The organism is Brachyspira pilosicoli P43/6/78 (genome assembly GCF_000325665.1).
Lineage (GTDB): Bacteria > Spirochaetota > Brachyspiria > Brachyspirales > Brachyspiraceae > Brachyspira > Brachyspira pilosicoli.
This window is the reverse complement of record NC_019908.1, coordinates 2,225,140-2,251,382: the sequence shown is the minus strand read 5'-3', so window position 1 is coordinate 2,251,382 and position 26,243 is coordinate 2,225,140. Positions and strand designations below refer to the sequence as shown.

The following is a 26,243-nucleotide window of genomic DNA, read 5'->3' as shown; positions in this document are numbered from 1 at the left end:
ATTTTTAAATTTATTATACAGAAAAAAATTAATTTGTCAAAATTATAGCTTTTTAATTATATCCGTCGCTTCTTCCAAAAGATATACCTAAAATTAAACCAATAGAAAAATCAGAGAAATTATATTGATTATATATATTGCCGCCTAAATTATTATTAACAACATCTGTTTTGTACTGCATACCAAAATTATACATCATATAGCCTCCAAGAGTAACAGCAAAATTAGAAACTAAATACAAAAATCCTTCAATAGTGAGTTTTATATAAGGCATTATTGGAGCTTTAAATAGATTTCTCATATCATTAACATTCCAATTATCTAAATCATCAGGTGCTGACATAACCCCGCCATATTTACTTGAAGCAACCATAGCATATAAAGGAGCTATTATTCCTGTACCTAATCCTATAGACATTTTACTGAAATTTAATTTAACAGTTGCCCCAACCAGCATAGAATAAAATCCAAGTACCTCTGTATATTTATTATTATTCTCTTTATAATCAGACATCAAAGCATTAATACTAAAACCAATATCTCCAAATAAACTCACACCTTTAATAATTCTTGTATAATCATCTTCAAATAATTTAAAGTAATTTCCTATTTGGAAAAACAAAGTTCCTTCAAAACCTAAAGTACCATCAACGCTGTCATAAATAGTGTTTTTATAATTATCATTTACTTTTATAGAATTAAATGGAAAAGCAATTCCATAATGTCCTTGAAAATTTATCTCTAAACTGGCAAATGCACTGTATGTAATAGTTATAATAAAAATGTTTATCAATAAAAAATATTTTACAAACTTCATAATAAATCCAAAAAACTTTATATTAAAAATAACAAAACCAAAATGATATCGTAAATACCTAAAATTAATAATATTAAGTATGATTAGTATTATAAATAAATATAAAATTACCATTATTTTACAATTATTCTATAATAAAAAGAATTATAGTTCATAGTTAAATAAAAAAAGCTGCCTAACTAATTAAAGTCAGACAGCTTATAATATATTTAATAAAATTTATTACTTAATAATTTGGTCAGCTATTCCAAGTAAAGCTTGAATTTTTGGTGAGAAAGCAACAACAGCACCAGCAAATACAACACTTATTAAGCTCATAAGTTTAATAAGAATGTTTAAGCTTGGTCCAGAAGTATCTTTGAATGGGTCACCAACAGTATCACCTATAACAGCAGCAGCATGATTAGGGTTAGTGATTTTGTTGCCATTTTCATCAAGTATCTTTTTACCGCCTAAATTACCAGCTTCAATATATTTTTTAGCATTGTCCCAAGCACCACCTGCATTAGACATCATAACAGCCATAGCAAAACCAGAAGTTAAACCGCCAACTAACATACCTATAACAGCAGGTACACCAAATATAAAGCCAACAACAACAGGAACAACTATAGCAAGTACAGAAGGAACAATCATCTCTTTTTGAGCAGATTTAGTACAGATTTCAACAGCTTTTTCGTAATCAGCTTTTACTCCAGCCTCTCCAGCTAATAAACCTTTAATCTCTCTAAATTGTCTTCTAACTTCCTCAACAACTCCAGCAGCAGCACGTCCAACAGCTTTCATAGTTAAAGCACAGAAGAAGAATACTAACATAGCACCGATAAATATACCAACTAATACTTTAGGGTTCATCAAGTGAATATTGAAAGCATTCATAAACTCATTCATATGTAAGCTGTAAACTATTTTCTGATATAATTCTGCAGGTGTATTAGCAGTATATTCTATAGTACCTATATTAATAGAAGTCAAATTACCAGAATTAATCATTCTGCCTAAAGAAACTTTAATCTCTTCTATATAAGCAGCAATTAAAGCCATAGCAGTTAAAGCAGCAGAACAAATAGCAAAACCTTTACCAGTAGCAGCAGTAGTATTACCTAAAGAGTCTAAAGCATCAGTTCTCTCTCTAACACTCTCAGGAAGACCAGACATCTCAGCATTACCGCCAGCATTGTCAGCTATAGGACCATAAGCATCTGTAGCTAATGTAATACCTAAAGTAGATAACATACCAACAGAAGCTAAAGCAATACCATATAAACCTTGAGAGAATGCAGAAGCACCAGCACCAAAACCGCCTGCAAAACCAAATGCTAATATAATAGAAACAACTACTGTAACAACAGGTATTAAAGTAGATTGCATACCAACAGCAAGTCCGCCGATGATAACAGTAGCAGGACCAGTTTTAGATTGTTCAGCAACCCATTGAGTAGGTTTATATTCAGCAGCAGTATAGTATTCTGTAAAGAAACCAACTACGTTACCAGCTATAAGTCCTACAATTATAGAAACAAATAATCCCAAATTGTTTGGAAGAAGCATTTTTACTAATATAAAAGCAACAACTATTATTATAGCACTGCTTACATAAACACCAACTCTTAAAGATTTTAACAATTCTCCCATAGTAGCACCTTCTTTAGTTTTAACGAAGAATACACCTATTATAGAAGAAAGAGTACCAATTGCAGCAAGTATCATAGGAAGAGATACAGCATATATAGGGCTAATATCAGGATTAATATAACCAAAAGCAGCAGAACCTAAACTCATAGCAGCAAGTATAGAACCTGCATAAGATTCATATAGGTCAGCACCCATACCAGCAACGTCACCAACGTTATCACCAACGTTATCAGCTATAACAGCAGGGTTTCTAGGGTCATCTTCTGGTATTCCAGCTTCAACTTTACCTACCAAGTCAGCACCAACGTCAGCAGCTTTTGTAAATATACCGCCACCAACACGAGCAAATAAAGCTTGGAAAGAAGCACCTACACCAAAGCTAAGCATTGTAGTAGTAACAAAGTGCATCTTAGCAGAAATAAACTCTGAAGAATCACGAGCAATATTACCTAAAGCTAAGAAGTCAGTATTAAACCAACTATTATCAAGCCAAGCATTAAGTATTATAAACCACATAGATATATCAAATAAAGCTAAACCAACAACGGTAAGACCCATAACAGCACCAGAACGGAAAGCTATAGTTAAACCTTGGTTTAGTGATTTGCTAGCTGCATTAGCAGTTCTTGCTGATGCATAAGTAGCAGTTTTCATACCTAAGAATCCAGAAAGTGTTGAGAAGAAACCTCCTGTTAAGAAACCTATAGGAATGAAAGGATTTTGTACTTTTAAAGCATAAGAAAGAATAGCAAAAATAATGAAAGCTCCAGCAAAGAAGAAAGCTATAACTCTATATTGTTGTTTAAGATAAGCTATAGCACCAGAGCGAACATGTGAAGCAATTTCTTTCATTTTGTCTGTACCTTCATCTTGCTTACGCATCCATTTGTAGAAATAGAATGCAAAAGCTAAGGTTAGAATTGCCGCTGATATTGTAAAAAAGCGGGCATTTTGAGCTAAAATTTCGTATTTCATATACTTACCCTATTTTTTGAATTTTGTTAGAAATTATACAGTTATGTAGTATATCATAAAACACATAAATTGTCAATGATTTTTGTACAATTATTATATATAGTATTATCTACTATTTTGACAATTTCTATTTATTTGGTTATAATTATTAATCAATAATCAATCATATAAAGGTTTATGCAAAATTATGAAAAGAGCTTTAATTATAATAGTTTCTATAGCTGTAATATTTGCTATATCAATAGCTAGTTTAATAGTATATACAGTTTCACCAGTAGCAAAAGATTCTCAAAAAGTATACTTTGAAATTAAGCAAGGAGAAGGTGCTTATAATATATCAAAAAAACTACAAGAACAAGGACTTATAAGAAACTCAAGATTATTCGTTGTATTAGCTAAACATTTAAAATATGACAGAAAGCTTTTAAGCGGTTATTATGAGCTTAATAAAAATATGAGCATGATAGATATAATGAAGCATTTAAATAGCGGTAAACAGGCTATGGTAAGGCTCACCATTGCAGAAGGTAAAAATATATACGAAATAGCTAACTACTTAGAAACTCAAGGTTTTACTACAAAAGAAGAGTTTTTAAAAGCATGTCATGATAAAAAAATATTGGAAAAATATAGTATTCCTTCTGATAGTGTAGAAGGATATATATTTCCTTCTACATATTATATAGTAAAAGGTAATCCTGCAGAAGTATTAGTTACTCATATGATAGATTCACTTTTTAAACAGTTTCCAGATTTGGAAGAGAGAGCCAAAAAAATTGGAAGAACTGTACATGAAGTATTAACTATGGCTTCTATTGTAGAGAAAGAAATGGGACCTAATGATGACCCTAAATTAATAGCTTCTGTATATTATAATAGATTAAATATAGATAAAAGACTAGAAGCAGACCCTACAACAATTTATGCTATGACTTTGGTAAAAGGTGATTATATAGAAAAGCCAAATCTAAAATATGATGACTTGCGTATGGTTCACCCTTATAACACTTATAAAAATACAGGACTTCCTCCAGGACCAATATGTTCAAGCAGTGCTAAAGCTATAGAGGCATCATTAAACCCTGCCAAAACAGATTATATATTTTTTGTAGCGGACGGCACAGGAAAACATGCTTTCTCTGTAACCTATGAAGAGCATTTAAAAAACATTGATAAATATATTTTTAAAAGATAACAAACAAGTATATTTTGTTATTATAAGTTTTTGTTTTTCTATCAACTTTTTCCCGTAGCACACTGTGTGGACTTCGTCAAAGTTGCAAAAAGTACAAATTTTAGCTTTATATGTTTGGAATATATAATTAAGATAATACCAACATTTTAAGCTAAATAATGCAGTTCTTTGCGAAGCGTATACGAAGCATATAAAGTTTTTTTATACCAATAAAAGATATATGGTGCGATTCAAAACCCTGTAAATAACTAAAATAAAAAAGTTAAAAATTCTTAATGCATATCAAACATTACAGCTTCTAAATATATTAAACACATCGTCTTTATTTAAAGCTCTAAAATGATTAAAAGTTAAACTGCCATTTTTTGTGGTTCTATTGGTAAGTAAATTGAGCATATCATCGTCTTGAATGCCTATTCCTAATTCTGTAAAATTGGTAGGCATATTAATTTGTTTGAAATATTCTATAGTTTTATTTATTCCTTCTAGAGCATCATCAACATTCCACACATTTTTTGCATATTTTCTAAATCTCTCTCTTGTATAATCAGAATAGTCATAACAATATTTAGCCCAATGCCCCCAAACTGTAGCAAGACTAGCTCCATGTGCTACATCAAACTGGGCACTAAGTTCATGACCAAATTTATGTGCTATAAAATCAAACTCATTACCTAAACCTGTTAAAGTATTATGAGACAAACTTCCGCACCACATAAGCTCGCTCATAGCATCATAGTTATTTTTATCTTTCATAGCTATAATACCATTTTTTATAACAACTCTAAGTAATGCCTCAGCAATAGCATCTGTAGTTTCATTGAAGCAATTATCAGCAAAATATCTATCTAAAGTATGCATCATAATATCCACTATTCCGCATGCCACTTGATAATAAGGCAAAGTAAAAGTAAAACAAGGATTCATTATAGCAAATTTAGGACGATTAAACTCTGTATTAAGCCCTCTCTTCTCTAAAGTTTCATCATTAGTAAGCACTGCTGATGTACTAGTTTCACTTCCTGCAGCAGAAATTGTAACTATGCATCCTACATTAATAGTTTTTTCTAGAGTTTTTTTGTATGTCCAAAAATCCCAAATATCAACATGAGGATTAGCTGCTCCTATTGCTATTGCTTTTGCAGTGTCTATTACGCTTCCTCCGCCTATCCCTAAAATTAAATCAGCATTAAACTCTATAGCTTTTTTTACTCCAACTCTAGCATGAGAAAGTAGAGGATTAGCTTTTACATTATTAAAAAAAGTATAATCAATATTCTCTTTTTTTAACATGTTTTCTATATTTTCTAATAACCCATTTTCTTTTATTCTATTAGAACCATAAACTATAAATACTTTTTTAGCATTTAATTTTTTTATTTCTGAAACAGTACTATCTTGAGCATTTTTTCCAAATATTACTTTAGTAGGAAGCTGTAAATTAAAACTTTGCATATTTCAAACCTTCATAAAAACAATAAATTAAAATGATTGCACTTCATTAAAATTTTAATTTTTTACAAAATAATATTTATTAATAAATTATATTTATAAAAAATCAAAAATTAAAAAATGCAATCATTTGAAAATAGTATAAAATATTTAAAATTATTTTCTTAAATCATCAACTAATTTTGTCTTATCAATAGTTTTACTGTCTTTTTCTTTAATAACTTTAGCAGGATTACCAGCAACAACTTGATTATCAGGCACATCTTCTATAACAACAGCACCCGCACCAATAACAGCATTCTTACCAATATGAACACCCTCTAATACAACAGCATTAGCTCCTATTACAACATTATCTTCTACTATAACAGGCTTAGCAGAAGGAGGCTCTATCACCCCAGCCAATACTGCACCCGCACCAATATGACAATTCTTACCAACAATAGCACGTCCGCCTAATACAGCACCCATATCTATCATAGTGCCATCTCCTACTTCAGCACCAATATTGATAATAGCTCCCATCATTATAACAGCATTGTTGCCTATTTTTACTTTGTCTCTTATTATAGCGCCAGGCTCAATTCTCGCATTAACATCAAAATAACTTAATGTAGGTACTCCAGAGTTTCTTCTGTCATTTTCTAAATAATAATCCATTATAAACTCTTTATACTCTTCCAATATTCTTTTTACTTCATCATAATCACCAACTATAAAATTAAAATCTCCATAAGAAAAAATTTTAGCATTAGTTTTTATATTTGATAAAGTTCCTTTTATATACGCTTTAACAGGTGTTTTTTTAGTAGAGTTTTTTATATAAGCAATTATATCTTCAGATTTTTCTAACATATCCATTTTTCACTCCAATGTTTAAATTTGTAGATTAACATAATACACAATTAATTAAAATTTGTCAAAAAGAATTTATTAAATAATAGCATGATTTATTATATAAAAATATATGTTTTTATTATAAATTTATATTTAATTCTTTTAACATAATGATTAAAAAATAAAATTAGATAGGATTAATAATATTATAAGAACATTAATTATTCATTATATAATTATAAACTTTTTGAAAATCATCTAAAATAGATTTATAAAAATATCTCAAATGTATTTTTGTTGAAGTTTCATATCTATTTCTTATTTCATTATATAAACCATTATAATCAATTCTTTTATAATACGCTCTATCATTATTAAATAAAGAATTAGCAGCCATTGAATATCTTTCTGAAAGTTTTAATATTTCAATAAACTGTTTTATATTCTTGTCTATATTATCATTAATATTATATCTAAAAACTAAATTTGTTTTTTCAATAATTATTTCTAGTTTAAACAAATCTACATTAAGAATATCAATTTTATGTATATATGGATGTATATTTATAATTTTTGTTAGTTTACTTTTATTACAATTATGACAAGAAGGTACTAGATTATAATAAAATAATATAAATTCTGGATATAAATATTTTGGTAAAAAATGATCTATTTCTGTGATTTCTCCAAAACCACAATATGGACATTCACTAACGGACTTTTTAATTTTATCATAATGTCCCTCCCATTTCTTAGATACAAACTCATTTTTATATAAATCTTTAAGTATACTAACTTCTTTATCATTTTCATCAAAACATGGAGATATGATACTTATATCTTTTAAATATAAATTTTCTTGTGATTTAATCATATTTAAAATTGAATCATTTATTTTAGTTTTTAATAATGGTATATTATCAAACTTATATATATTCTCATCATCTATAAAGTACATTTAATAATCCTTATTTGCTAATAATGTAGCAATAATACTTCTTCCTTCTAACCCTATTTGGTTATCATATTTCTTCAATATACCTTCATAACTTTCACCATTATTTACTTCTTCCTTTAATGCTTCATAAAACCCACTATTTTCTACTTCTAATCTAAAAACTTCTCTAGTTAATGTTCCAATATTTTCAGCAAAAGTTTCTATACTTGGTTTTCTAATAGATATTTCATTACCAAATCTATTCAAAACATATACACAAGACTTTGGTATTTCTTGTAATACAACTGGAGAATGTGTAGCTAAAATAGCAAAACCATTTCTTTGTATCAAAAAATATGACATAGCTCTTATTAAAGATGCTAATAAAGGTGGATGTAAATGATTTTCTGGTTCATCAATAATTACTAACGATTTTGGAGTAATCATTTCAACTATTTTAGTTATAGTTAATAAAATAAATTTATGACCAGAACTTGATTTTTTATATTTATTTATAATATCTTTTATAGATTGTTCTATATCGTCTTTATCTATATTTGCTAATTCTAATTCTTTAAATAAAGGATCCGTTTCTAATTTTTTTATTGTATTTTTCCATAATTTCTCCGTGATTTTATTATTTAAACATATTTTCAAGCTTTTTTCTAAATCATCTATATTATTATCATATCTATCTATAATTTTAATATCTCTATTTTTTGTATTCATAATATCTTTTAAATCATTATTTATATTTATTGGTATATATATAATTTGCTTGAACCTAATATTAAACAATTGTAATTTTGTATAAAAATTATTCTCAATATTATCATCATAATAAGATAAATCATTAATATAATTATAATAATATTTAAAAATTGCTTCTAATAGTTGTGTCTTTCCAGAAGAATTTCTACCTATAAATGCATGTATATTAGTAGGAGGAGTTGAATCAGGATGCACATCTATTATTATTTTATCATCTATATCTCTATCTAGTTTTATACCTAAAGAAAAACGAGTGTTAATATATTGATTTTGAAAAATCATTTGAGAATATTCTTCTTTTATATCTTCATAATTTGTATCTCTTAATAAGGATGTTTTCATAACAATAGAATCTTCAAATTTATTAAATATTGAAGGGTTATAAATACAATCTTTTATAACTTCTAATAGATATTTCTTTATATCATCATCCAAAGACATTAAATTTTCATAAAAATTAAATAGACCTATTGAAGCACAGCTATCATCTAAATATTTATAATCATTTTCTATTAATATTTTTTCTATAGTAGTATTAGATTTTACTGACATAATTTTAGTTTCACCAAGATAATAATACTCCATATTATTATCAACATAATGTACTTCATATAAATTTTGATATCCAAAATCATCCCAATGTTCATGTGCCAATATAATTTGATTTTTAGTTTTATAGTCTACATGACTTTGATTATGTCTCCATTGTTTATATACAATTTTAATATCCATGATAATCCTTTATTAAATTTATTGTTCAAATAATATTTATTATTTAAACGCTCAATATATATAAATTATTTGTTTTAATATTAAAATCAATTCACCTTCTCTTTTACTATACCGTTTCTATATGCATTGAGTAATTCTTCCAAATCACTTATTCTTTTGTTTAAGCCAATACCAATATCAGTTTCACCTACTGTAATTCTAGTTACAAACCTATCTACTATAGTTGTTTTTGGAGATATTCTAAAACCAGATTCTACTACTTCAGCAAAAGGTCTATGCTCTGCTATAATCATGGCATTGGAGTTTGATATTAAAGTGTAGCCTCCTATGCCTGTGCTTTTATGATAAGCCTTAGAAAGTCCTCCGTCTATTACTAAAAGTATTCCACCGCCTTTAATTGGGCTTTCACCTTTATGAGTCTTTACAGGTACATGCCCATTAACTATATGTGATTTATGTATATCCAAATCAAACTCTTTTAATATGCTCTCGCAATAATCTTTTTTGTCTATATGATAATAATATGAATTATAACTTTCTTTATGAGTTTCTTTATCTTCTATAAAATATCTTTCAAAGGTTGTCATTTTATTTTTACCGAATAATGGAGATTTTGGACCGCACCATAAATACCAGCAATAATCCAAAGCATTAAGCTGTTCTTCGCTTCCAACTTCGCAGTAAAATGCTTTACGCACCTTGTCTTCAACTTGCTTTAAATATCTCTTTCCAGATAAATATTGTCCGTCTATATATACATCATCAAAACTGCCGTCTTCTTTTGTAGGTATGCATCCATGATAAAGAAGATTTCCATTAAATATTTTATATATTCCGCCTTTAGCATAAATATAATTAGTATGCTTTTGAAGTGTTGGGCTATTGATAAAAGAAAAAGCTAAACTCTGTATTAAAGTATTTTCTCCTTCTGTAAGCTCAAAAGGGTTTTTAGGATTTATTGTTGGGAAGTTTTTATCTTTAAGCTCATAGGTTTTACCGTCAATATTAATAGTACCTTTTTTATAATCAATCTTATCAAGAAGTATACGTTCGTCCATAGCATAATTTGGGTGTCTTTTTATAAGCTGACATTCCAACTTAAACTGTATTATTGATATAGCCTTATGCATCTTTGAAGCTAAATCTTTATCAACCTCATCATATATATTTTTATCTAGAGTATTAGGTTTAAACACTTCGCAAGGGTCATCTTTATAAACCTCATTAGCAAATGATGATAAAGCCCTTAAATTTATGCCATAACTATATTCAAGCAAATCAAAATTATTATATCTCACAGCCAAACGAACAGCATTAGCAACACAAATTAAACTACCCTTAGCAGCCCCAAGCCAATGTATATCATGATTGCCCCAAGCCATGTCAACTTCATTAAAGTTCATTATACTCTCAATTACCTTATCTGGGTGAGGTCCTCTGTCATAAATATCACCTACAATATGAAGCCTGTCTATACTGCATTTTCTTATCAAAGCACATAATGCCATAATAAACTTTTCTGATGCCGACACATCTATTATAGAATCTATTATAGAAAAATAATAATTCTCTTTATTGTCTTCAACAGATGTTTGTAAAAGTTCATCAAGTATATAAGCAAAGTTCTGAGGCATCTTCTTTCTAATCTTTGACCTTGTATATTTGCTAGTAACAAGCTTGCATATTCTAATAAGTCTGTATATAGTTATTCTGCACCAATCATTAAAATCTTCTTTAGATGCTTTTTTATTAATCATATTCTTTGTATCTACTATAAGTATTTGAAGTTCTATTCTCTCATTTTCTGTTAAAGTATTTCTAAATAATATTTCTATTTTCTCTTTTATAACACCAGATGAAGTGCCTATTAAATATTCAAAGCCTTCAGATTCTCCATGTATATCGCTTAAAAAATACTCAGTACCCTTTGGTAATTTGCATATAGCTTTTAAATTAATAATTTCAACAGAAGCATCGTCTATAGTGGGGTACTTTTGAGATAATAACTCTAAATAATCCTTATCTTTCATAATAAAAAATCTCCAAAATATTGTTTAAAATACAAAAATATATATGAAAATATTTTTTTATTGTAGAATAACTCCGATATAATATATAAGTATATACAAAAAATCATATTAATCTATGATTATGAAAAATATAATAATAAATTTAAATAATTTTTTATTATACTAATATATAATTAATATAAAAAAGAGTAATGTTTATGGCTGAAAATAAAAATGTTAAAATATTTCATTCTATAAGAGGTGTCTCTCAAAACTTCGGAGAAATACCAAAAGTTGATTTAGAAATTGACTTAAATAATGAATATAATATATACAAATATAAAGATGATAATATTATAAAAAAACTTAAAAATATAATAATATCAAAATTGGAAGAAGCAAATATCACAAAGCAAGATAAAATTATACTTTATGCAATAGCACCAAACAGCATACTAGTGTCTATAGCATATATATTAGAAAAATATAAATATAATTTTGATTTTCTACCAAAACCAAAAGATTCACTTGTATGGGGATATAGAGATATTGATATTGCTGACCCGGAATTAACAAATTTTATAGAAAGCAAATCAACACAATTGAGAATATCAAATATAAATCAGCCAATAGGCATAATATTATCAGGTAGGTCTAACGTTGATAATATAGAAGAAGTTTATAAAGACAATGAAAATCTAATTATAAATAAAGGCTTTGATTACTCATACACAAACATTATAACTATCACACATGAAATAAGGCTGCAAGAAAACTCAGATAAAAGCTTAGTAAATAAAAAATGTTATGACATATTTGTAAGCGAAATAAACTCTATTTTTAATGATATAGTGTCATATAAAAATATTAAAGAAGTTCATATATTAAGTTCTATACCAGCGAATGGGCTTTTATATTTGGGAAAGAAAATGGCTAGTTATAAAAATAATCATCTCACATTTTATATTTATAATTACATCAGCAATAATAACAGATATGAATTAGGCACCATATTAAACAGCAATTTAATAGATGAATATTAAAATAATAGCTTTATAAAAATATTATTATTTATTGTAAATAAGAATAAAAAAATCTTCTTATTTCCAAAGTATCAACTACAACATCTTTTAATTTAGGGCTTTTCATTGAAGGTGCTGTATAATAATATAAAGGTATTAAAGCCATATCATCACCTATAAGCATATCTTCTGCTATATGCATATTATTCATTCTTCTATTATTATCTATTGTAGACTGTGCATCTTTTATAAGGCTGTCATAATTAATGTTGCTGTATCCTACTCTGTTGCCTGCACTTGTTGAAGTGAATAATTGAGCAAAAGTCATAGGGTCCAAATAATCACCAATCCAATCTGCACGACATACTGTATAATTTCTTGTTTGTCTATTCTTTTGAAAAACTGACCATTCTTCTTGAGTGATAGACATATCTACATTTAAATTTTCTTTCCACATCTGCTGCACCGCTTCAGCTATAGTAACTCCAGCTCCAGGATTTGTTTTAAACTCTAAAACAGGAAAATTAACTCCGTTGCTGTATCCCGCTTCAGCGAGAAGTCTTTTTGCCTCTTTAATATTTGACTCATAATCTTCTTTTGATACGCTAAAATAATTTCCGCCGTTTTCTCTAAAATCTCCACTTACATCTTTAAGTCCAAATGGAATAAATGCTCCAGCAGGTACTTCTCCGCCTTTAGTGATATTTTCTACTATATAGTTTCTGTCTATTGCTAATGCCAATGCCTTACGCACTCTTTTATCTTTTAAAACTTCATTTGTATTATTTACAGCATAATAAGCAGTACCTAAAGATGGAGTTATAACTAAATATCCTTCTTTTCTTAAAAGTTCTATATCATTATTTTGTATTCTTGATGAGTAATGTAATGAACCTTCCTTTAATGCTGGGTATGCTGTTGATACATCTGAAAGCATTATAAAATCTATTCTATTAGCAACTATATTGTCTTTATTCCAATAATTTGTATTTAACTCTAATGATATTGATTCATCTACTTTTCTCTCTATCATCTTATAAGGACCATTACCTATATATGTGTTTGGATAAAAAGTCCATTTCTCATTGTCTTCAATATAGTCAGCTCTTAATGGCGAAAATATAGGTATGCAAAATAATTCCAAAAAATATGCTGTTGGAGTTTCGAATTTTATTAATAAAGTTTTTTCATCTATTGCCTCAATTCCTAACTCTTCCTTTCTAAGTTTGCCGGCCATTATTTTATCAGCGTTTTTAATTGGCGAAGCTAAAAAACCATAAGAAGAAGCTGTATTAGGATCAACCAATCTTCTAAAAGAATATACAAACTCATCTGCAGTAATTTTTTTACCGTCAGACCATTTAGCATTATCTCTCAAATGAAATATAATATTTAAACCATCAGGAGAAACTTCCCAACTCTCTGCAACTCCTCCTACAATATTGCCTTCTTTATCTTTTGTTACTAATCCCTCAAATACATGCACAGCATAAATCATACTGTCAATTGCAGATAAATATGAAGGGTCTATACTCTGAGGCTCCGCCCCAACAGTAACCTTTATCACTTCATTATTGTTTATATTATTAGAACAAGCTAAAATAAAAATACAAGATAATACTGCAAATATTCTTTTCATTTGTTAATCCTATTTTTTTAATTATGTTAACATTAAATTATAAATATTAAATTGTCAATATTTTTTTATTTTATAATCAAATTATTGTTTAATTAAATTTCCAGAAACTTCTTTACCTATCTCTTTATATACAAAATAAAAGCCATTTGAAAAATCCAAAAAAATATAATAATCAGCCCTTTGAATCTCATATTTTTTATCTGATAATTTTGTCATATAATTAGAATCTGTATAAAAATAAATATTTTCATTATTTAATGTTATATCAACTGTAACATCTCCATTATCATTAATATCTATACTAACAACAGCATCTACATAAAAGCTATTAAATATAACTTCATCTCCTAAATATGTGCCTTTATAATTAACAAGCTCGCTTAAATAAGAAGTATTATTTTTTCTGCATGCTATCAAAAGAAAAACTACAAAAAATATTTTTAATAATTTTCCCATAAATAATTCCCTTGATAATAATTTATAATAAAATTAATTATCAATATTTTTATTTTTTATTATAAAAAATTATTGCTTAGTTAAATTACCAGAATAATTGTATGAACCTTGATTATATAATAAAAAAAAGCCCACTTGAAAAATCTAATGATAAATATTGACCTGCACTATTAACTTCAAACTTAGTGCTTGATAGTTCTTTTACTAAATCAGCATCTGCATAAAAATTAATTGTTTGATTAGACCATTTTATTTCAAGAGTAACTTTTCCGCTCTCTTCAACTGTAATTGCAGCAACAGCATCTATAGCACTTCCATTATATGTAATATCATTTGCAGTATATGTGCCTTTATATTTAATAATATTATTTACTGAAGTATTATTATTTGTACAGCCTATAAAAACAAAAACTACAAAAATTATTTTAAATAAATTACTCATAATTTGAACTCCATATAATAAAAATCATTGTTTATTAAAATTATTTAACATCACAACACTAATAAAAGCTAATACAGATAATACAGCTCCACCAAAACCAACCCATTTAAGACCAAAACTATTAAATATGCTGCTTCCAACAAATGAACCTAAAGCTATACCAAAATTAAATGAAAAAGAATTATTAGAAGAAGCTAAAGTAATGCAAGAAGGATAATCTCTCTCAGTAAAATCTAAAATATTTAATTGTACAGGAGAGTTCATCAAATACATTAAAAAACCTATACATAATATCACTACAGCAGAAGTTATATAATTATTAAGAGCAAACGGCAAAACAATCATACATATAAACTGAAGTATAAATATAAATCTTAAATTATAAACTCCATTATGCTCTGCTAATTTTCCAGAAAGTAAATTACTAAAAAGAACTGTTATACCAAAAATAAGTAATGCAGCACTAATATATTTATTATCTATATGAACATAATTTAAAAATATAGGTTTTAAATAAGTATAAAGCACATAAGAAGAAGCCGCTCCGAAAAGAATTGTCAATGTGCTTAATATAAATCGAATATCTTTAAAAAGAACAAATTGATGAAGCAGCTTTATTTTATATTGAGCAGTATTTTTTGGCAGAGAAATAAACATCATTATAAGCATAAAAATACTAAAAACAGATATAAAAATAAAAGAAGCCCTCCAGCCAAATTTATAACTTATAGTAGTGCCTATAGGAACACCAAAAATAGAAGCAATACTAAAACCAGAATAAATCCAAGCTACAACCATAGGTCTTTTTTCTTTAGAAGCAACATATGGAGTAAAAGATATTGATACAGAAATTAATGCCCCAGAAATAATTGCTAAAAATATTCTTATTATCATTAAAAAATTATAATCAAAGGCCAAAGAACATAAAAAATTACCAATAATAAAAAGTATGCTTGCAAATATTATAAAATTAAATCTATTAAACTTACCCGCAATAGCAGCAGAAAAAGGAGTAAATATAGAATAAGATAAAGCAAACATAGAAACTAATCCGCCAGCAATAACCTCACTCACATTAAAGCTTTCTGCAATATCAGTTAAAACACCTATTACTATAAACTCGCAAGTACCCAAAGCAAAACTTAATAATACTAAAGATACAATAGCCAATATATTATTTTTATTATTATCATTCATATTTTCACTCTTTTAAAATTTGTTATTATAGTATATGATAAATATCAAAAAAACAATTTAGTTTTTGTGAAATTATAAAAAAATATTAAATTATCAAAAAGTATTTATTAAATGAGGTAATCTATTTATAGAAAAAAATAATAAAAAAAATTTTAATAATTTCATCTATCACTATTTTTATATATTCATGTACAAATAATACAGGCGTAAGTAAATATCAAGGTACATATAGAGGAAGTGTTAATACAACACTAGGTTCAGAAAGACAATTAATTGTTAACACTGCTACAGTAACAATAAATGCCAATGACTCTATTAATGTAATGATGGAAGGCGGAAACATTTATGATAAAAATGTAGATATAGCAAAAGAAGAATTAACTAAAGTAAATGATGATACATATAATGCACAAAAAAATGGAAATAGTTACACATTTGATTTTTACAAAGATTATTTATCATTAACTATTACTAATACTGATAACTCTATAACAGAAGGAAAACTTTCAAAAGCTCAATAAGTTTTAAAAATTATTAAACTTTATTTTTCCATCTTCAAATAAAAATCCATAAATAGAGTCATTAAACATATTAATTCCTCTTAATTTATTAAAATCATCAGTACCCAAATATTCTTTACTGAAGTTCTGCGATACAAATGGATTAGTTTTTATAATAAAATAAAGTCCATTATCCATACCAGTATATATCACTCTGCCATTATCAGACATTCCAACCGCAAGAGCATTGTCTCTCGATGCAAGCTTATATGCCTCTTTTAAATTAAAATTATCAAAAGAAGTAGTAAATATTATATCCTCTTTATGCTTGCCGTTTTCTATACTCATTGTAAGTATAGCTAAAACATTTTTATCTGTTATATATTTACAATCTACTATTTCCCTATAAGACATAGTAGCTTCATCTGTAGTCTCTACATTATCTAAAATATATCTGTTTTCTTTTGCTCCAGTATTAATATTATATACATCTAATATAGGTACTCTCTTATCATCTCTTTTTAATACAGCAAACTTATCATTAGTTAAATAAATTAGCTTTATAACCTTTTCGTATTCATTATCTATTATAGAAGATATGCTATATAATGTTTTACCCTCTGGAGATATTTTGTTTAAAGATACAAGACCTACTTTAGTATAATTAGTATTAGTTACCTGTATAATATAAGTTTTTAAATCCGGCACATCATTTCCTTCAACTAATGGTCCCTCTGAAGGAAGAGACATTAATACATTAGTAATTGTAATATCTCCAATATATGCCAAATTATATCCTGTTATATATACATTGCTGCTATTATCTATAAAAGATATTTTAGAAGTTTCAAGACTATTATATTCCAAATCAAAAGAACTAATATTACTTCCATTAGCTATAACCATTCTAGAATTAGAAACATCTATAGCATAAACGGTATTATTTTTAATATAATAAAAATCTCCAAAATAATATTCTCCATTAACTTCATATATTTTTGGACTATTTAAATCAACTATCTCATCTTTATACACATAAATATCTTTGCCAAGCACAAGTTCTGTAACAGTTTTTGCAGGAGCAATAGGAGGCTTTGGCAAACATGCAAATACCCATATAGATAAGATAATAACTAAAAATAATAATTTTTTCATACATAGTCCTTATAAAGCTTTTATAAGCTCATCTAAAGTTAAAGTAGAAGTACCCCTTTTACCAACAACAACACCAGCAGCCGTATTAGCAATTTCAGATGCCTCTTTAAAAGAAAAACCAACAGAAAGACACATTCCAAGCACCGATATAACAGTATCCCCCGCACCAGAAACATCAAATACACTTTTAGCCTTAGTAGGTATTATATAAACTTCATCTTTAAATGTTTGTATATCCTTATCAAATAATGCCATACCATTAGCACCAAGTGTAATCATAAGCTTTGATAAACTTAATTTTTTTACTATATCATTTCCTAATTTATTTATAGAATCCGTATTGAAATTATAAAAAGGTATTTTGCTGTCAGAGCCTTCTACAGCTTCTTTTAAATTTGGAGTCATTAAAGTAGCCTTTTTATAATAAGAAAAATGTTTTATAGCAGGATCAACCAATACTTGTACATTGTTTTTGTTGCAAGTGTCTATAATCTTTTTTGCTAACTCTTTAGTAATAACTCCTTTAGCATAATCACTTATAATAACAACATTATATTCTTTTAATTTATCTACAAAAACCTTCTCTATTTTTTTATAAATATCCTTTGAATACGGCTCAACATTCTCTTCATCTATTCTCACTATTTGCTGAGTGCCAGCAACTATTCTAGTTTTTGTTATAGTAGGTCTAGTTTCATCTACTATAATACCAGCATTAGATATATTCCAATTATGCATGCTTTCTATAATAGTTTCTGATGACTTATCATTTCCTATAACACCAATAATGCCTATATCGCCTCTTCCTTCCATGTTTAACAATGAAGCAATATTTCTTGCCACATTTCCAGCACCGCCTAAATAATTTTCTTCATGATTAACATGCAAAACAGGAACAGGAGCTTCTGGAGATATTCTAATAACGTCCCCATAAGTGAATCTATCTAACATTAAATCACCAATTACTAATACTCTAGCTTTTATAATATCTTTTATTTTCATATAATACTATTCCTAATCATTATAATTAAATATTATAAACAAAATAAAGAAATTTGTAAATGATGAAAAAAGATTAACTATTTGGTCTTGTATACTCTGATTCATCTAAATGTTTAGGAGCTTTTTCAGAAATATCTCTTTTTTCTTTAGAGTAAAAATATTCTGTACCAGATATCTTATTTGAAATATATTTTCTTATATTAGAGATATATATAGTAACACCTGGGAAAAAACCTTCCATAGAAGTAATACTGCTTCCAGATAATCTTTCAAACTCTTCAGACATTTCATTTCTTTTTTGCTCTAAATCATTAGTTTCTTTTATCAAATTAGTAATTCTTTTTAATATTCCTTTTATAGCTTCTCTTTTATCTGGAGCTATTCTTGCTATGAATGCTCTTGGGTCTCTAAAATATTCAGAGCCAAGTAATGATTTAATCTTGCTAATTTCTTCTTTATTAGTTTTTAGGGTATTTGTAATTTCTTTAAATAAAGCATCTGCTTCAGGGTCTCTTCCAACCATTATAGTAGTTTTTGATTCACTTATAGCACCAATACTTCTAGCCCAAACACCATTCAATGCTTTAATAGAACCGCCAATTATAACACCCTTACCTTCTAATACTATCACTCTGTTACTGCTTGATATATCAGAATTAACTATCTGCTGACTTATAACATCATCTTTACACATAATCTTAGCATTTCTAATAAAAGATGAATAAATTTTTCCTTTTATATTAATATCGCTGTCAGGTCCGCCAATAATACCTCCGGAAACAATTAAATTACCTCCGCAATCTATTTTAGCATCTTCTATGTTACCATAAACTTCTATATTGCCCTCTGTTTTTATACTAAAACCAGGAGTAACATTTTCTTTAATAATAACAGACCCATCAACTTCTATATTACCAGTAGATAAATCCACCTTATCTATCTCAACAGTGTCGCTGACAGATAAAGTATTATTACTGCTGTTTACAAGTATGCCCCTAATTGCACTTCTTATAGTAATACCATCTTCATCAACTTTGAGATTATTACCAATCTTATAACAAGGGTCCTCATCAAAATGAGCATCAATAATTTCATTATATATATCTATGCCATCAACAGCAGGTTTCTCTGGAATAAAATGTGCCACTTGAACATTAGCATCTATATTATGTACAAAACTCCTTTCTTTAAAATCAATAGAACCATCTTCAGATTTCTTTCCAGTACCTATAGATAAATCATAATCTAAAACAACCTTCTGAACATTTCCATCAACCGGCTTTCTTCCTTCAACAAATACACATGAAACACCCTCATTATTTTTGATATTATGTTCTACAACCTCAGCAATCTTATCATAATCAACCATAAGTTTTATAGGTATCTCAGAAACCATCATTTGTATCTCTTCAAGAGTAAGCTGCCTTTTTGCTTCTTTTTGCGGAGGAAGCACTAATACACCTCTCCATTTATATGAAACATTTATAACAGGAATAACTGATACAGATTTTAATCCATTATAAGAAACATAACCATAAGTAGTACTTCTATATACACCTGTCATCTTGTCAAATTTTACATTTTTACTAGCTTTTATACCCTCTCTCTTTGATATAGACTTCAATATCTGCACTCCAGGTACAACATAATATCTTAAAAGTTCATCATATAAAGTTTGGTCATCACTATTAGAATCAACTATTTTGTCATATACTTCTCTTATGTCAATAGAATCATCAAAGGCAAATTCATAATTACTTTTGTCGATATTAAGATTACTATTAGTCATTTTTGTCTCCTTTTATTAAATTACTTCTTGCATAAGAAAAGCATAACATCGCCTTTGTTAAATTTTTTAACAAATTTATCAAAAAACTTTTTTACTATCTTATTAGGTTTCTTCTCTATAGGTATACTTCCCCAAGAAAAATCACTTATTATATTAAATCCAACTTGTTGTAAATAATTTGAAAGTACAGGTTTTGAAAATAGCCATAAATGCTGAGGCATCACAGCTCTCCAATTACCGCCATATTTTTTAGCAAACATTCCATCAGCATTCGGAGTAGTAATAGCCAAATAACCGCCTTTAGCAAGTATTCTATAAATCTCTTTTAAAGTATCTGCCGGATTTGGAACATGCTCTATAACATGAGAAAAATGTATAAAAGAAAAATAATTGTCAGGAAAACCAACATCTATAAGAGGCTTTTCATAAATATTTAAATTATAGTGCTTTCTTGCATATTCTGCAGAAGCTGAACAAATTTCTATTCCAGTAGTATCATAGCCTTTGCTCTTTAAATAATTAAGAGTCATACCAGTAGCACAGCCTATATCTAATACATTTTTGTTTGGAAGTTCATTTTCTATTCTTTCAAAACCTATATCTTTTAGAGCAAGCTGTATCAATGCAAAAAAATTATCATGATTAGCTACTTCATATTCAAAATAGTTATCATCATATATAGCATCTATTTCCTCTTGAGTGATAATAGGGTCTTGAAATATAAGTCCGCAATTTGAACACTTACTATAACTTACTAAATCTGTTTTTATATATGGTTTATATTCATCGCTATGACAAAATTCACATTTTCGTTTTTCCACAATACACCTCTTCCATTCGTAAAAATCGGAAATAAACTACATTTCTTTAGCAATTAATAATTTTTATATATAGAGAATATAATAAAATAATAAAAAAATACAAATATTACTCTGTTTTGTTATTAACAGTTAGTATGATTTCTGTATTAATTCCTATAACTTCATTGGCATTAGGAACTTGAGACAATACTACATTATTATCATAAGCTGAATTATTATCATTTAGTTTTGGAAGTATTGTAACACTAGGTATTTTTGAGATAATTTCATTTGATATTATACTAACAGCATCATCATAGGATTTTCCTGTAAGGTCTGGCATTTTTACCAAAGCCTGTTCTGGTACATTTACAACTAAATAAACAGTTCTTCCTCTTTTTACTCTCATTCCGCCTTTAGGCTCTTGACTAACTATTGTACCTAATGGATAATCTTTGAAATAATGTGACTGTATATTTAAATTCATATCTTCTTTAGCAAGTATATTAAAAGCCTCAAACGCTTCTACTCCCTGTACATCAGGAAGCACAAAAGACTCTCCTCCAGCTTTCACAACTATAAAAACAACAACTGAAACTATTATTCCCTGCAAAACAAATAAAAACAAAGCAAAAATTATTAGCCTTTTTATTACTAAAAGAGATTTATCTTCTGTTAATATTCCCTTAGGAAGTATTTTATTCATAAACTTCTTTATATAAGCATTATAAAAATTATTAAACTTAGATTTAATTTTTTTGAATAACTCTTTCATAGATATAATTATTACTCCAATTTATTTTATCAATTAAAATATTCATTTATATTTAATTTATTTCCGCATAAAAACTCTTTTACGCTTTGTCTTTTTTTGCCCTCTCTCTGAAGCTCTTTTATAATATATATTCCATTTAATGCTTGAACATGTATGCCTTCATTATCAATATGAACTATTTTACCAAAATCATTGCTGTTATTACTGCTTTCTTTATATTCGCTTTTAAAAACCTTTATAGAAACATCATTATAATAACAATAAGCAACAGGCCAGCGTACAAAAGCTTTAGTCATATTATGAAGCTCTAAAGCACTTTTATTAAAATATAGTCTTCCATCTTCTTTTTTTATTTTAGTACAATAAGTAGCTTTGCTGTCATCTTGTTTTTTTAGATTAGATATGTATTTATTAGCATCATCAAAAAACTCTTTTAAGATGTAAACTCCGCTTTTTTTTATATTATCATAAAGTTCATTAAATTGCCAATTACTATCTATATCAAACTCATCTTGCAATATAACATCGCCCTCATCAAGTTTATAATCCATTTTTTGCAATGTAGTACCTGTTTTAGAAAAGCCATAAAGCAAAGCATGTTCAACAGGGCTTGCACCTCTTAATATTGGCAAAAGTGAACCGTGTATATTCATAGGCATTATTTTTGGTATAGACAATGTTCTTTTTGAAAGTATCTTGCCATATGCTACAACTATAAAAAAATCAGCATTTAAATCAACTAATGTGTTATAAAAATCATCGCTGTTAATATTTTCTGGTTTTAATAAATTAAGATTATTTTCTAAAGCTGTAACGGTTACAGGGTTTGGTATAATATTGCCTTTTCTATCTTTTTTTGTGTCTATTGTAGAAATTACTGCTGATATATTTACATTATCTAATTTCATTAATTGCAAAATACAATCTGAAGTAAAATCTGTAGAACCTGCTATTATTACATTATACATGGGGTTTATTATATCTATAATATACTTAAAAGTCAATTATAATAAAAACGAATAAAAATATTTTTATAATTGTGTTTTTATTTTATTATTTTATAATAAATTTATAAAACCTAACAAGAGGAATGTTTATGATTAAATATGTTTTAACACTAACAATACTAATATCAAACATAGTTTTCTGCTATAATCAAACATTTAAAGAAGGCGAATATATTAAGTATGATGTATTAGCACAGGTGCCTGAGTTTAATATAAGCGGAAAAGTTGGAACACTTGAAGCTAAGGTGTTAGCTATTAGCAATGTAGATGGAGTTCCTGCTTATCACTTGTATGCACATGTTTATGGTACTGGTGCTGCTAATCTTATATATAAAATAAGCGATGTATTTGAGGCTTGGGTATCTACAAATGATTTTACTCCTTTACTTATAGTTAAAGATGCTCAAGAAGGTGAATGGACTAATTATGAAACTTCACGTTTTAATCATGAAGAAAGATATTTTATTTATAATGATAAAAGAACAACTGATGAAAAAATTACTTATGATGGTTTAGCTTTTGATGCTTTGTCTTTAGTATTTTTTATGAGATTTGTTGATAAAAATATTGGAACATTTTCAATTGATTGGCTTGAAGCTAAAAATGTAAAAAAGGATATTAGATTTATAATAGAAGAAGGTCCGGAAATAAAAACAAAATTAGAAAGAGGAAAATTAAAAACTGTAAGAATATATGAAAAGGGAAAATATGGTACAGATGCTTTAGTTGCAAAAGATAAATATAATCAAGTGCCTTTAGATGTTATAATAGCAGAGCAAAAATTATATGGGCTAACTATTAGAGTAAGAGGAATTATAAGAGAGTATAAAGACGGAAAATGATATTAAAAAAAAATATAGAAGCTTTAAATAAATATAATATAAATACTATAAAAAAACTTGAAAATATTAATAATAATGATAGCTATGAAATAAAGTTTAATAAAAACAATTTAATAAGCGTATCATACAAAAATAAAGCTCTCACTTCTCTTTATGCCCCAATAGAAGAAGCTAAAAGACTAATAGAGCAGTATATAAAAAATAATGATGCAGATTATACAGCTATATTTTTATCTATTGCTTCTTTTTATCATATAGATTATTTTTTGTCATTAAACAATAAAAATAAAGCTATAATAATAGAAAAAGATATAGAGTTATTAAAATTAATACTTTCAAATATAGAAATAAGATATGCTGATAGAATAATTATATTGTCAGAAGAAAATGATGTTTTATTGTTTTTTAATAATTTTATTCGAGAAGATAATGTTAAAAAGCTTGTAGTTATAAGACATATAAGAGCTTCTAATGTTAGCGAAGAAAATAAAAACTATTATGACAATATTACAATACAATTATCAAATATTATAAAAGAGAGATTAATGTCTCTTACATCTAATTATTATTTTGCTCCTATATGGGCAAGAAACATTATTTACAATATGCATTCTAATTGTTCTTCTAATTATTCTATAGAAAGCTTTAAAAACTATTTAAATAAAGAAACACCTCTTCTTTTAGTATCAGCAGGTGCTTCTATAGATAACTATATAGAAAAAATAAAAGAGTTATCAGAAAGCCATTTTGTTTTAGCAGTGTCTCATTCATTAAACACTCTTCTTAATAATAACATAAAACCAAACGCAGTAGTATCTACAGACGGAGGTTTTTATTCTTTAACGCATATATTAAGCCTTTTTAAAGAAGATGATATATTGCTATTTACAACTCATACATCATACCCAGTAAACAGCATAAAAAACGAAAGAAAGTTTTTTTTCTCACACAATGAAAGCCTTGAAAAAATATTATACAACACAAAAGATAATATTTATTTTCCTATGGAAGGAAGCGTTATTATGCCTGCTTTAAGAATAGCAGAGTTTTTGAATCCTAAATATATTCTTCTTGCTGGGTGTGATTTCTGTCATGTTGATGATAAGAGCCATTCAAAATATTCAAATGCAATAGCTTTAGATTTTATTACAAGCAACAAAATAAATACTTTTGAAACAAAAAAATATAAAAGACTAAATGATTATAACAAAATAAAATGCTTTGATGATTGTTTAAGAAATACTTCCTCTTCTCTTTTAAGCTATAAAAATCATTTTGAAAGTTTAGTTGCAGATTTATCAAAGAATATAGATTTTTTCACCCTCACAAAAGAATCAGCAAAAATAGAAAATGTAAATATATATAATATGCAAAAATCTTCTAATAAACAATTAAAAGATTTTAAACATATAAAAGAAAAACAAAACAAAGAACTATTAAAAAATAAATTAGAATCATTAATAAAAAATATTAACTCTAATAATTTTAATAATTTTTCTGATGATATAAATGATATATTAAATATGATTTCTCCATGGCATAGAGATTCATTTATAGAAGAAAAAATAAAATACGATGAATTAAAAGAGTATATAAATAAATGGTATAATGATATATCTATTTTTTTAGATTAAAAATATTTTCTTGCAAACTTTCTGCAAATAAACCTACATGATAACCGTCGCAAACTCTATGATTAACCTGTATGGCAATAGGCATTAATATTTTATTAGAATCATTAAAATATTTTCCTATAGTGAATATCGGAGGCAAATAATCAAAACAATTATTGATATTTAAATTAAAACCCTCAAAAGATACCCAAGGGATAGATGATATATTAAATAAATTTTTGATATTACAAGGTTTTGGCGAAAATGATGTGCTAATGCTATAAGTTTTTATATCTTCAATACAATTTTTATAAAACAAATTAAAATCATCATTATACTCTGTGTATATAGATGAGAAAGTTTTAGAATTATTATTAAATATAGTATAGCTTGGATTTACAATATCATAATAGCCAAGTTTAGAATCCTCAAAAGACATCTTAAACTCTTTTATATCGTTTACAGTCTTTGATATTAAATATATAATTGTAGGATAAAATTTAAAAGAACTATTTACTATATTTGACACTTCCAATTTTAAAGTAATACTATAAGTGCATTGATTAACATTAGAATAATGATAATAATGCTCTTTTCTCTCCCAATTTTCAATATCAATTATATTAAACATTAATTACACATAC

23 protein-coding genes are annotated in these 26,243 nt (G+C 27.1%); 5 read left to right on the top strand and 18 right to left on the bottom strand.

What is annotated here, in order from left to right; all coding sequences use genetic code 11:
* Positions 1 to 52: 52 nt before the first annotated feature.
* Entirely contained in the window at positions 53 to 817 is a 765-nt protein-coding gene (locus BPP43_RS10140; protein WP_015274875.1) for a hypothetical protein, read from the bottom strand.
* Positions 818 to 1,039: 222 nt separating this feature from the next.
* Positions 1,040 to 3,427 (bottom strand): sodium-translocating pyrophosphatase, encoded by a 2,388-nt coding sequence (locus tag BPP43_RS10135; protein ID WP_013243816.1) that lies wholly within the window; start codon positions 3,425 to 3,427, stop codon positions 1,040 to 1,042.
* Between the two features lie 187 nt (positions 3,428 to 3,614).
* Between BPP43_RS10135 and mltG the strand changes: the two genes are divergently transcribed.
* Positions 3,615 to 4,622, top strand: coding sequence for an endolytic transglycosylase MltG (gene mltG / locus BPP43_RS10130; RefSeq protein WP_015274874.1), 1,008 nt, complete (start codon positions 3,615 to 3,617; stop codon positions 4,620 to 4,622).
* Positions 4,623 to 4,904: 282 nt separating this feature from the next.
* On the opposite strand, the gene BPP43_RS10125 is transcribed toward mltG, so the two are convergent.
* The 5 genes from BPP43_RS10125 to BPP43_RS10105 form a co-directional block, all read right to left on the bottom strand.
* Entirely contained in the window at positions 4,905 to 6,077 is a 1,173-nt protein-coding gene (locus tag BPP43_RS10125; protein WP_015274873.1) for an iron-containing alcohol dehydrogenase, read from the bottom strand.
* Positions 6,078 to 6,230: 153 nt separating this feature from the next.
* Positions 6,231 to 6,935, bottom strand: a complete 705-nt coding sequence (gene dapD, locus BPP43_RS10120; protein ID WP_015274872.1) for a 2,3,4,5-tetrahydropyridine-2,6-dicarboxylate N-acetyltransferase — start codon at positions 6,933 to 6,935, stop codon at positions 6,231 to 6,233.
* 193 nt (positions 6,936 to 7,128) lie between these two features.
* Positions 7,129 to 7,869 (bottom strand): HNH endonuclease, encoded by a 741-nt coding sequence (locus tag BPP43_RS10115; protein WP_013243820.1) that lies wholly within the window; start codon positions 7,867 to 7,869, stop codon positions 7,129 to 7,131.
* On the bottom strand, positions 7,870 to 9,351 hold the full coding sequence (locus BPP43_RS10110) for an AAA family ATPase (RefSeq protein WP_015274871.1): 1,482 nt from the start codon (positions 9,349 to 9,351) through the stop codon (positions 7,870 to 7,872).
* Between the two features lie 86 nt (positions 9,352 to 9,437).
* Positions 9,438 to 11,381 (bottom strand): fructose-bisphosphatase class III, encoded by a 1,944-nt coding sequence (locus BPP43_RS10105; RefSeq protein WP_014932259.1) that lies wholly within the window; start codon positions 11,379 to 11,381, stop codon positions 9,438 to 9,440.
* 197 nt (positions 11,382 to 11,578) lie between these two features.
* Here BPP43_RS10105 and BPP43_RS10100 point away from each other — a divergent pair, with 197 nt between their 5' ends.
* Positions 11,579 to 12,403, top strand: a complete 825-nt coding sequence (locus BPP43_RS10100; protein WP_015274870.1) for an SAVED domain-containing protein — start codon at positions 11,579 to 11,581, stop codon at positions 12,401 to 12,403.
* Positions 12,404 to 12,431: 28 nt separating this feature from the next.
* Here the strand turns inward: BPP43_RS10100 and BPP43_RS10095 are convergent, their stop codons facing one another.
* From BPP43_RS10095 to BPP43_RS10080, 4 genes are all read right to left on the bottom strand, one after another.
* A complete protein-coding gene (locus BPP43_RS10095; protein WP_015274869.1) occupies positions 12,432 to 14,021 on the bottom strand; it encodes a peptide ABC transporter substrate-binding protein in 1,590 nt (529 codons plus the stop codon).
* Positions 14,022 to 14,102: 81 nt separating this feature from the next.
* Positions 14,103 to 14,477, bottom strand: coding sequence for a hypothetical protein (locus tag BPP43_RS10090; protein ID WP_013243825.1), 375 nt, complete (start codon positions 14,475 to 14,477; stop codon positions 14,103 to 14,105).
* A gap of 112 nt (positions 14,478 to 14,589) precedes the next feature.
* Positions 14,590 to 14,919, bottom strand: coding sequence for a hypothetical protein (locus tag BPP43_RS10085; RefSeq protein ID WP_015274868.1), 330 nt, complete (start codon positions 14,917 to 14,919; stop codon positions 14,590 to 14,592).
* 24 nt (positions 14,920 to 14,943) lie between these two features.
* A complete protein-coding gene (locus tag BPP43_RS10080) occupies positions 14,944 to 16,116 on the bottom strand; it encodes an MFS transporter (RefSeq protein ID WP_015274867.1) in 1,173 nt (390 codons plus the stop codon).
* A gap of 323 nt (positions 16,117 to 16,439) precedes the next feature.
* Here BPP43_RS10080 and BPP43_RS12445 point away from each other — a divergent pair, with 323 nt between their 5' ends.
* Complete coding sequence (locus tag BPP43_RS12445) at positions 16,440 to 16,637, top strand: hypothetical protein (protein ID WP_015274866.1); 198 nt, start codon at positions 16,440 to 16,442, stop codon at positions 16,635 to 16,637.
* Between the two features lie 3 nt (positions 16,638 to 16,640).
* Here the strand turns inward: BPP43_RS12445 and BPP43_RS10070 are convergent, their stop codons facing one another.
* The 6 genes from BPP43_RS10070 to fmt form a co-directional block, all read right to left on the bottom strand.
* Positions 16,641 to 17,771, bottom strand: coding sequence for a hypothetical protein (locus BPP43_RS10070; RefSeq protein WP_015274865.1), 1,131 nt, complete (start codon positions 17,769 to 17,771; stop codon positions 16,641 to 16,643).
* Positions 17,772 to 17,780: 9 nt separating this feature from the next.
* Complete coding sequence (rfaE1, locus tag BPP43_RS10065) at positions 17,781 to 18,773, bottom strand: D-glycero-beta-D-manno-heptose-7-phosphate kinase (protein ID WP_013243830.1); 993 nt, start codon at positions 18,771 to 18,773, stop codon at positions 17,781 to 17,783.
* Between the two features lie 73 nt (positions 18,774 to 18,846).
* Complete coding sequence (locus tag BPP43_RS10060) at positions 18,847 to 20,562, bottom strand: flagellar assembly protein A (RefSeq protein WP_013243831.1); 1,716 nt, start codon at positions 20,560 to 20,562, stop codon at positions 18,847 to 18,849.
* Between the two features lie 20 nt (positions 20,563 to 20,582).
* Complete coding sequence (locus BPP43_RS10055) at positions 20,583 to 21,383, bottom strand: class I SAM-dependent methyltransferase (protein WP_013243832.1); 801 nt, start codon at positions 21,381 to 21,383, stop codon at positions 20,583 to 20,585.
* A 106-nt stretch (positions 21,384 to 21,489) separates the two neighbouring features.
* A complete protein-coding gene (locus tag BPP43_RS10050) occupies positions 21,490 to 22,137 on the bottom strand; it encodes a PASTA domain-containing protein (RefSeq protein ID WP_013243833.1) in 648 nt (215 codons plus the stop codon).
* Between the two features lie 29 nt (positions 22,138 to 22,166).
* Complete coding sequence (fmt, locus tag BPP43_RS10045) at positions 22,167 to 23,105, bottom strand: methionyl-tRNA formyltransferase (protein WP_013243834.1); 939 nt, start codon at positions 23,103 to 23,105, stop codon at positions 22,167 to 22,169.
* Positions 23,106 to 23,233: 128 nt separating this feature from the next.
* Here fmt and BPP43_RS10040 point away from each other — a divergent pair, with 128 nt between their 5' ends.
* Together BPP43_RS10040 and BPP43_RS10035 are read left to right on the top strand one after the other, a co-directional pair.
* A complete protein-coding gene (locus tag BPP43_RS10040) occupies positions 23,234 to 23,986 on the top strand; it encodes a DUF3108 domain-containing protein (RefSeq protein ID WP_015274864.1) in 753 nt (250 codons plus the stop codon).
* The gene (locus BPP43_RS10035) at positions 23,983 to 25,620 is read left to right on the top strand and encodes a motility associated factor glycosyltransferase family protein (protein WP_015274863.1); all 1,638 of its coding nucleotides are present in this window, start codon (positions 23,983 to 23,985) and stop codon (positions 25,618 to 25,620) included. The genes BPP43_RS10040 and BPP43_RS10035 overlap by 4 nt, the downstream gene beginning before the upstream one ends.
* Here BPP43_RS10035 and BPP43_RS10030 read toward each other — a convergent pair.
* Positions 25,604 to 26,230, bottom strand: coding sequence for a CatA-like O-acetyltransferase (locus tag BPP43_RS10030; RefSeq protein WP_015274862.1), 627 nt, complete (start codon positions 26,228 to 26,230; stop codon positions 25,604 to 25,606). The genes BPP43_RS10035 and BPP43_RS10030 overlap by 17 nt on opposite strands.
* Positions 26,231 to 26,243: the final 13 nt, after the last annotated feature.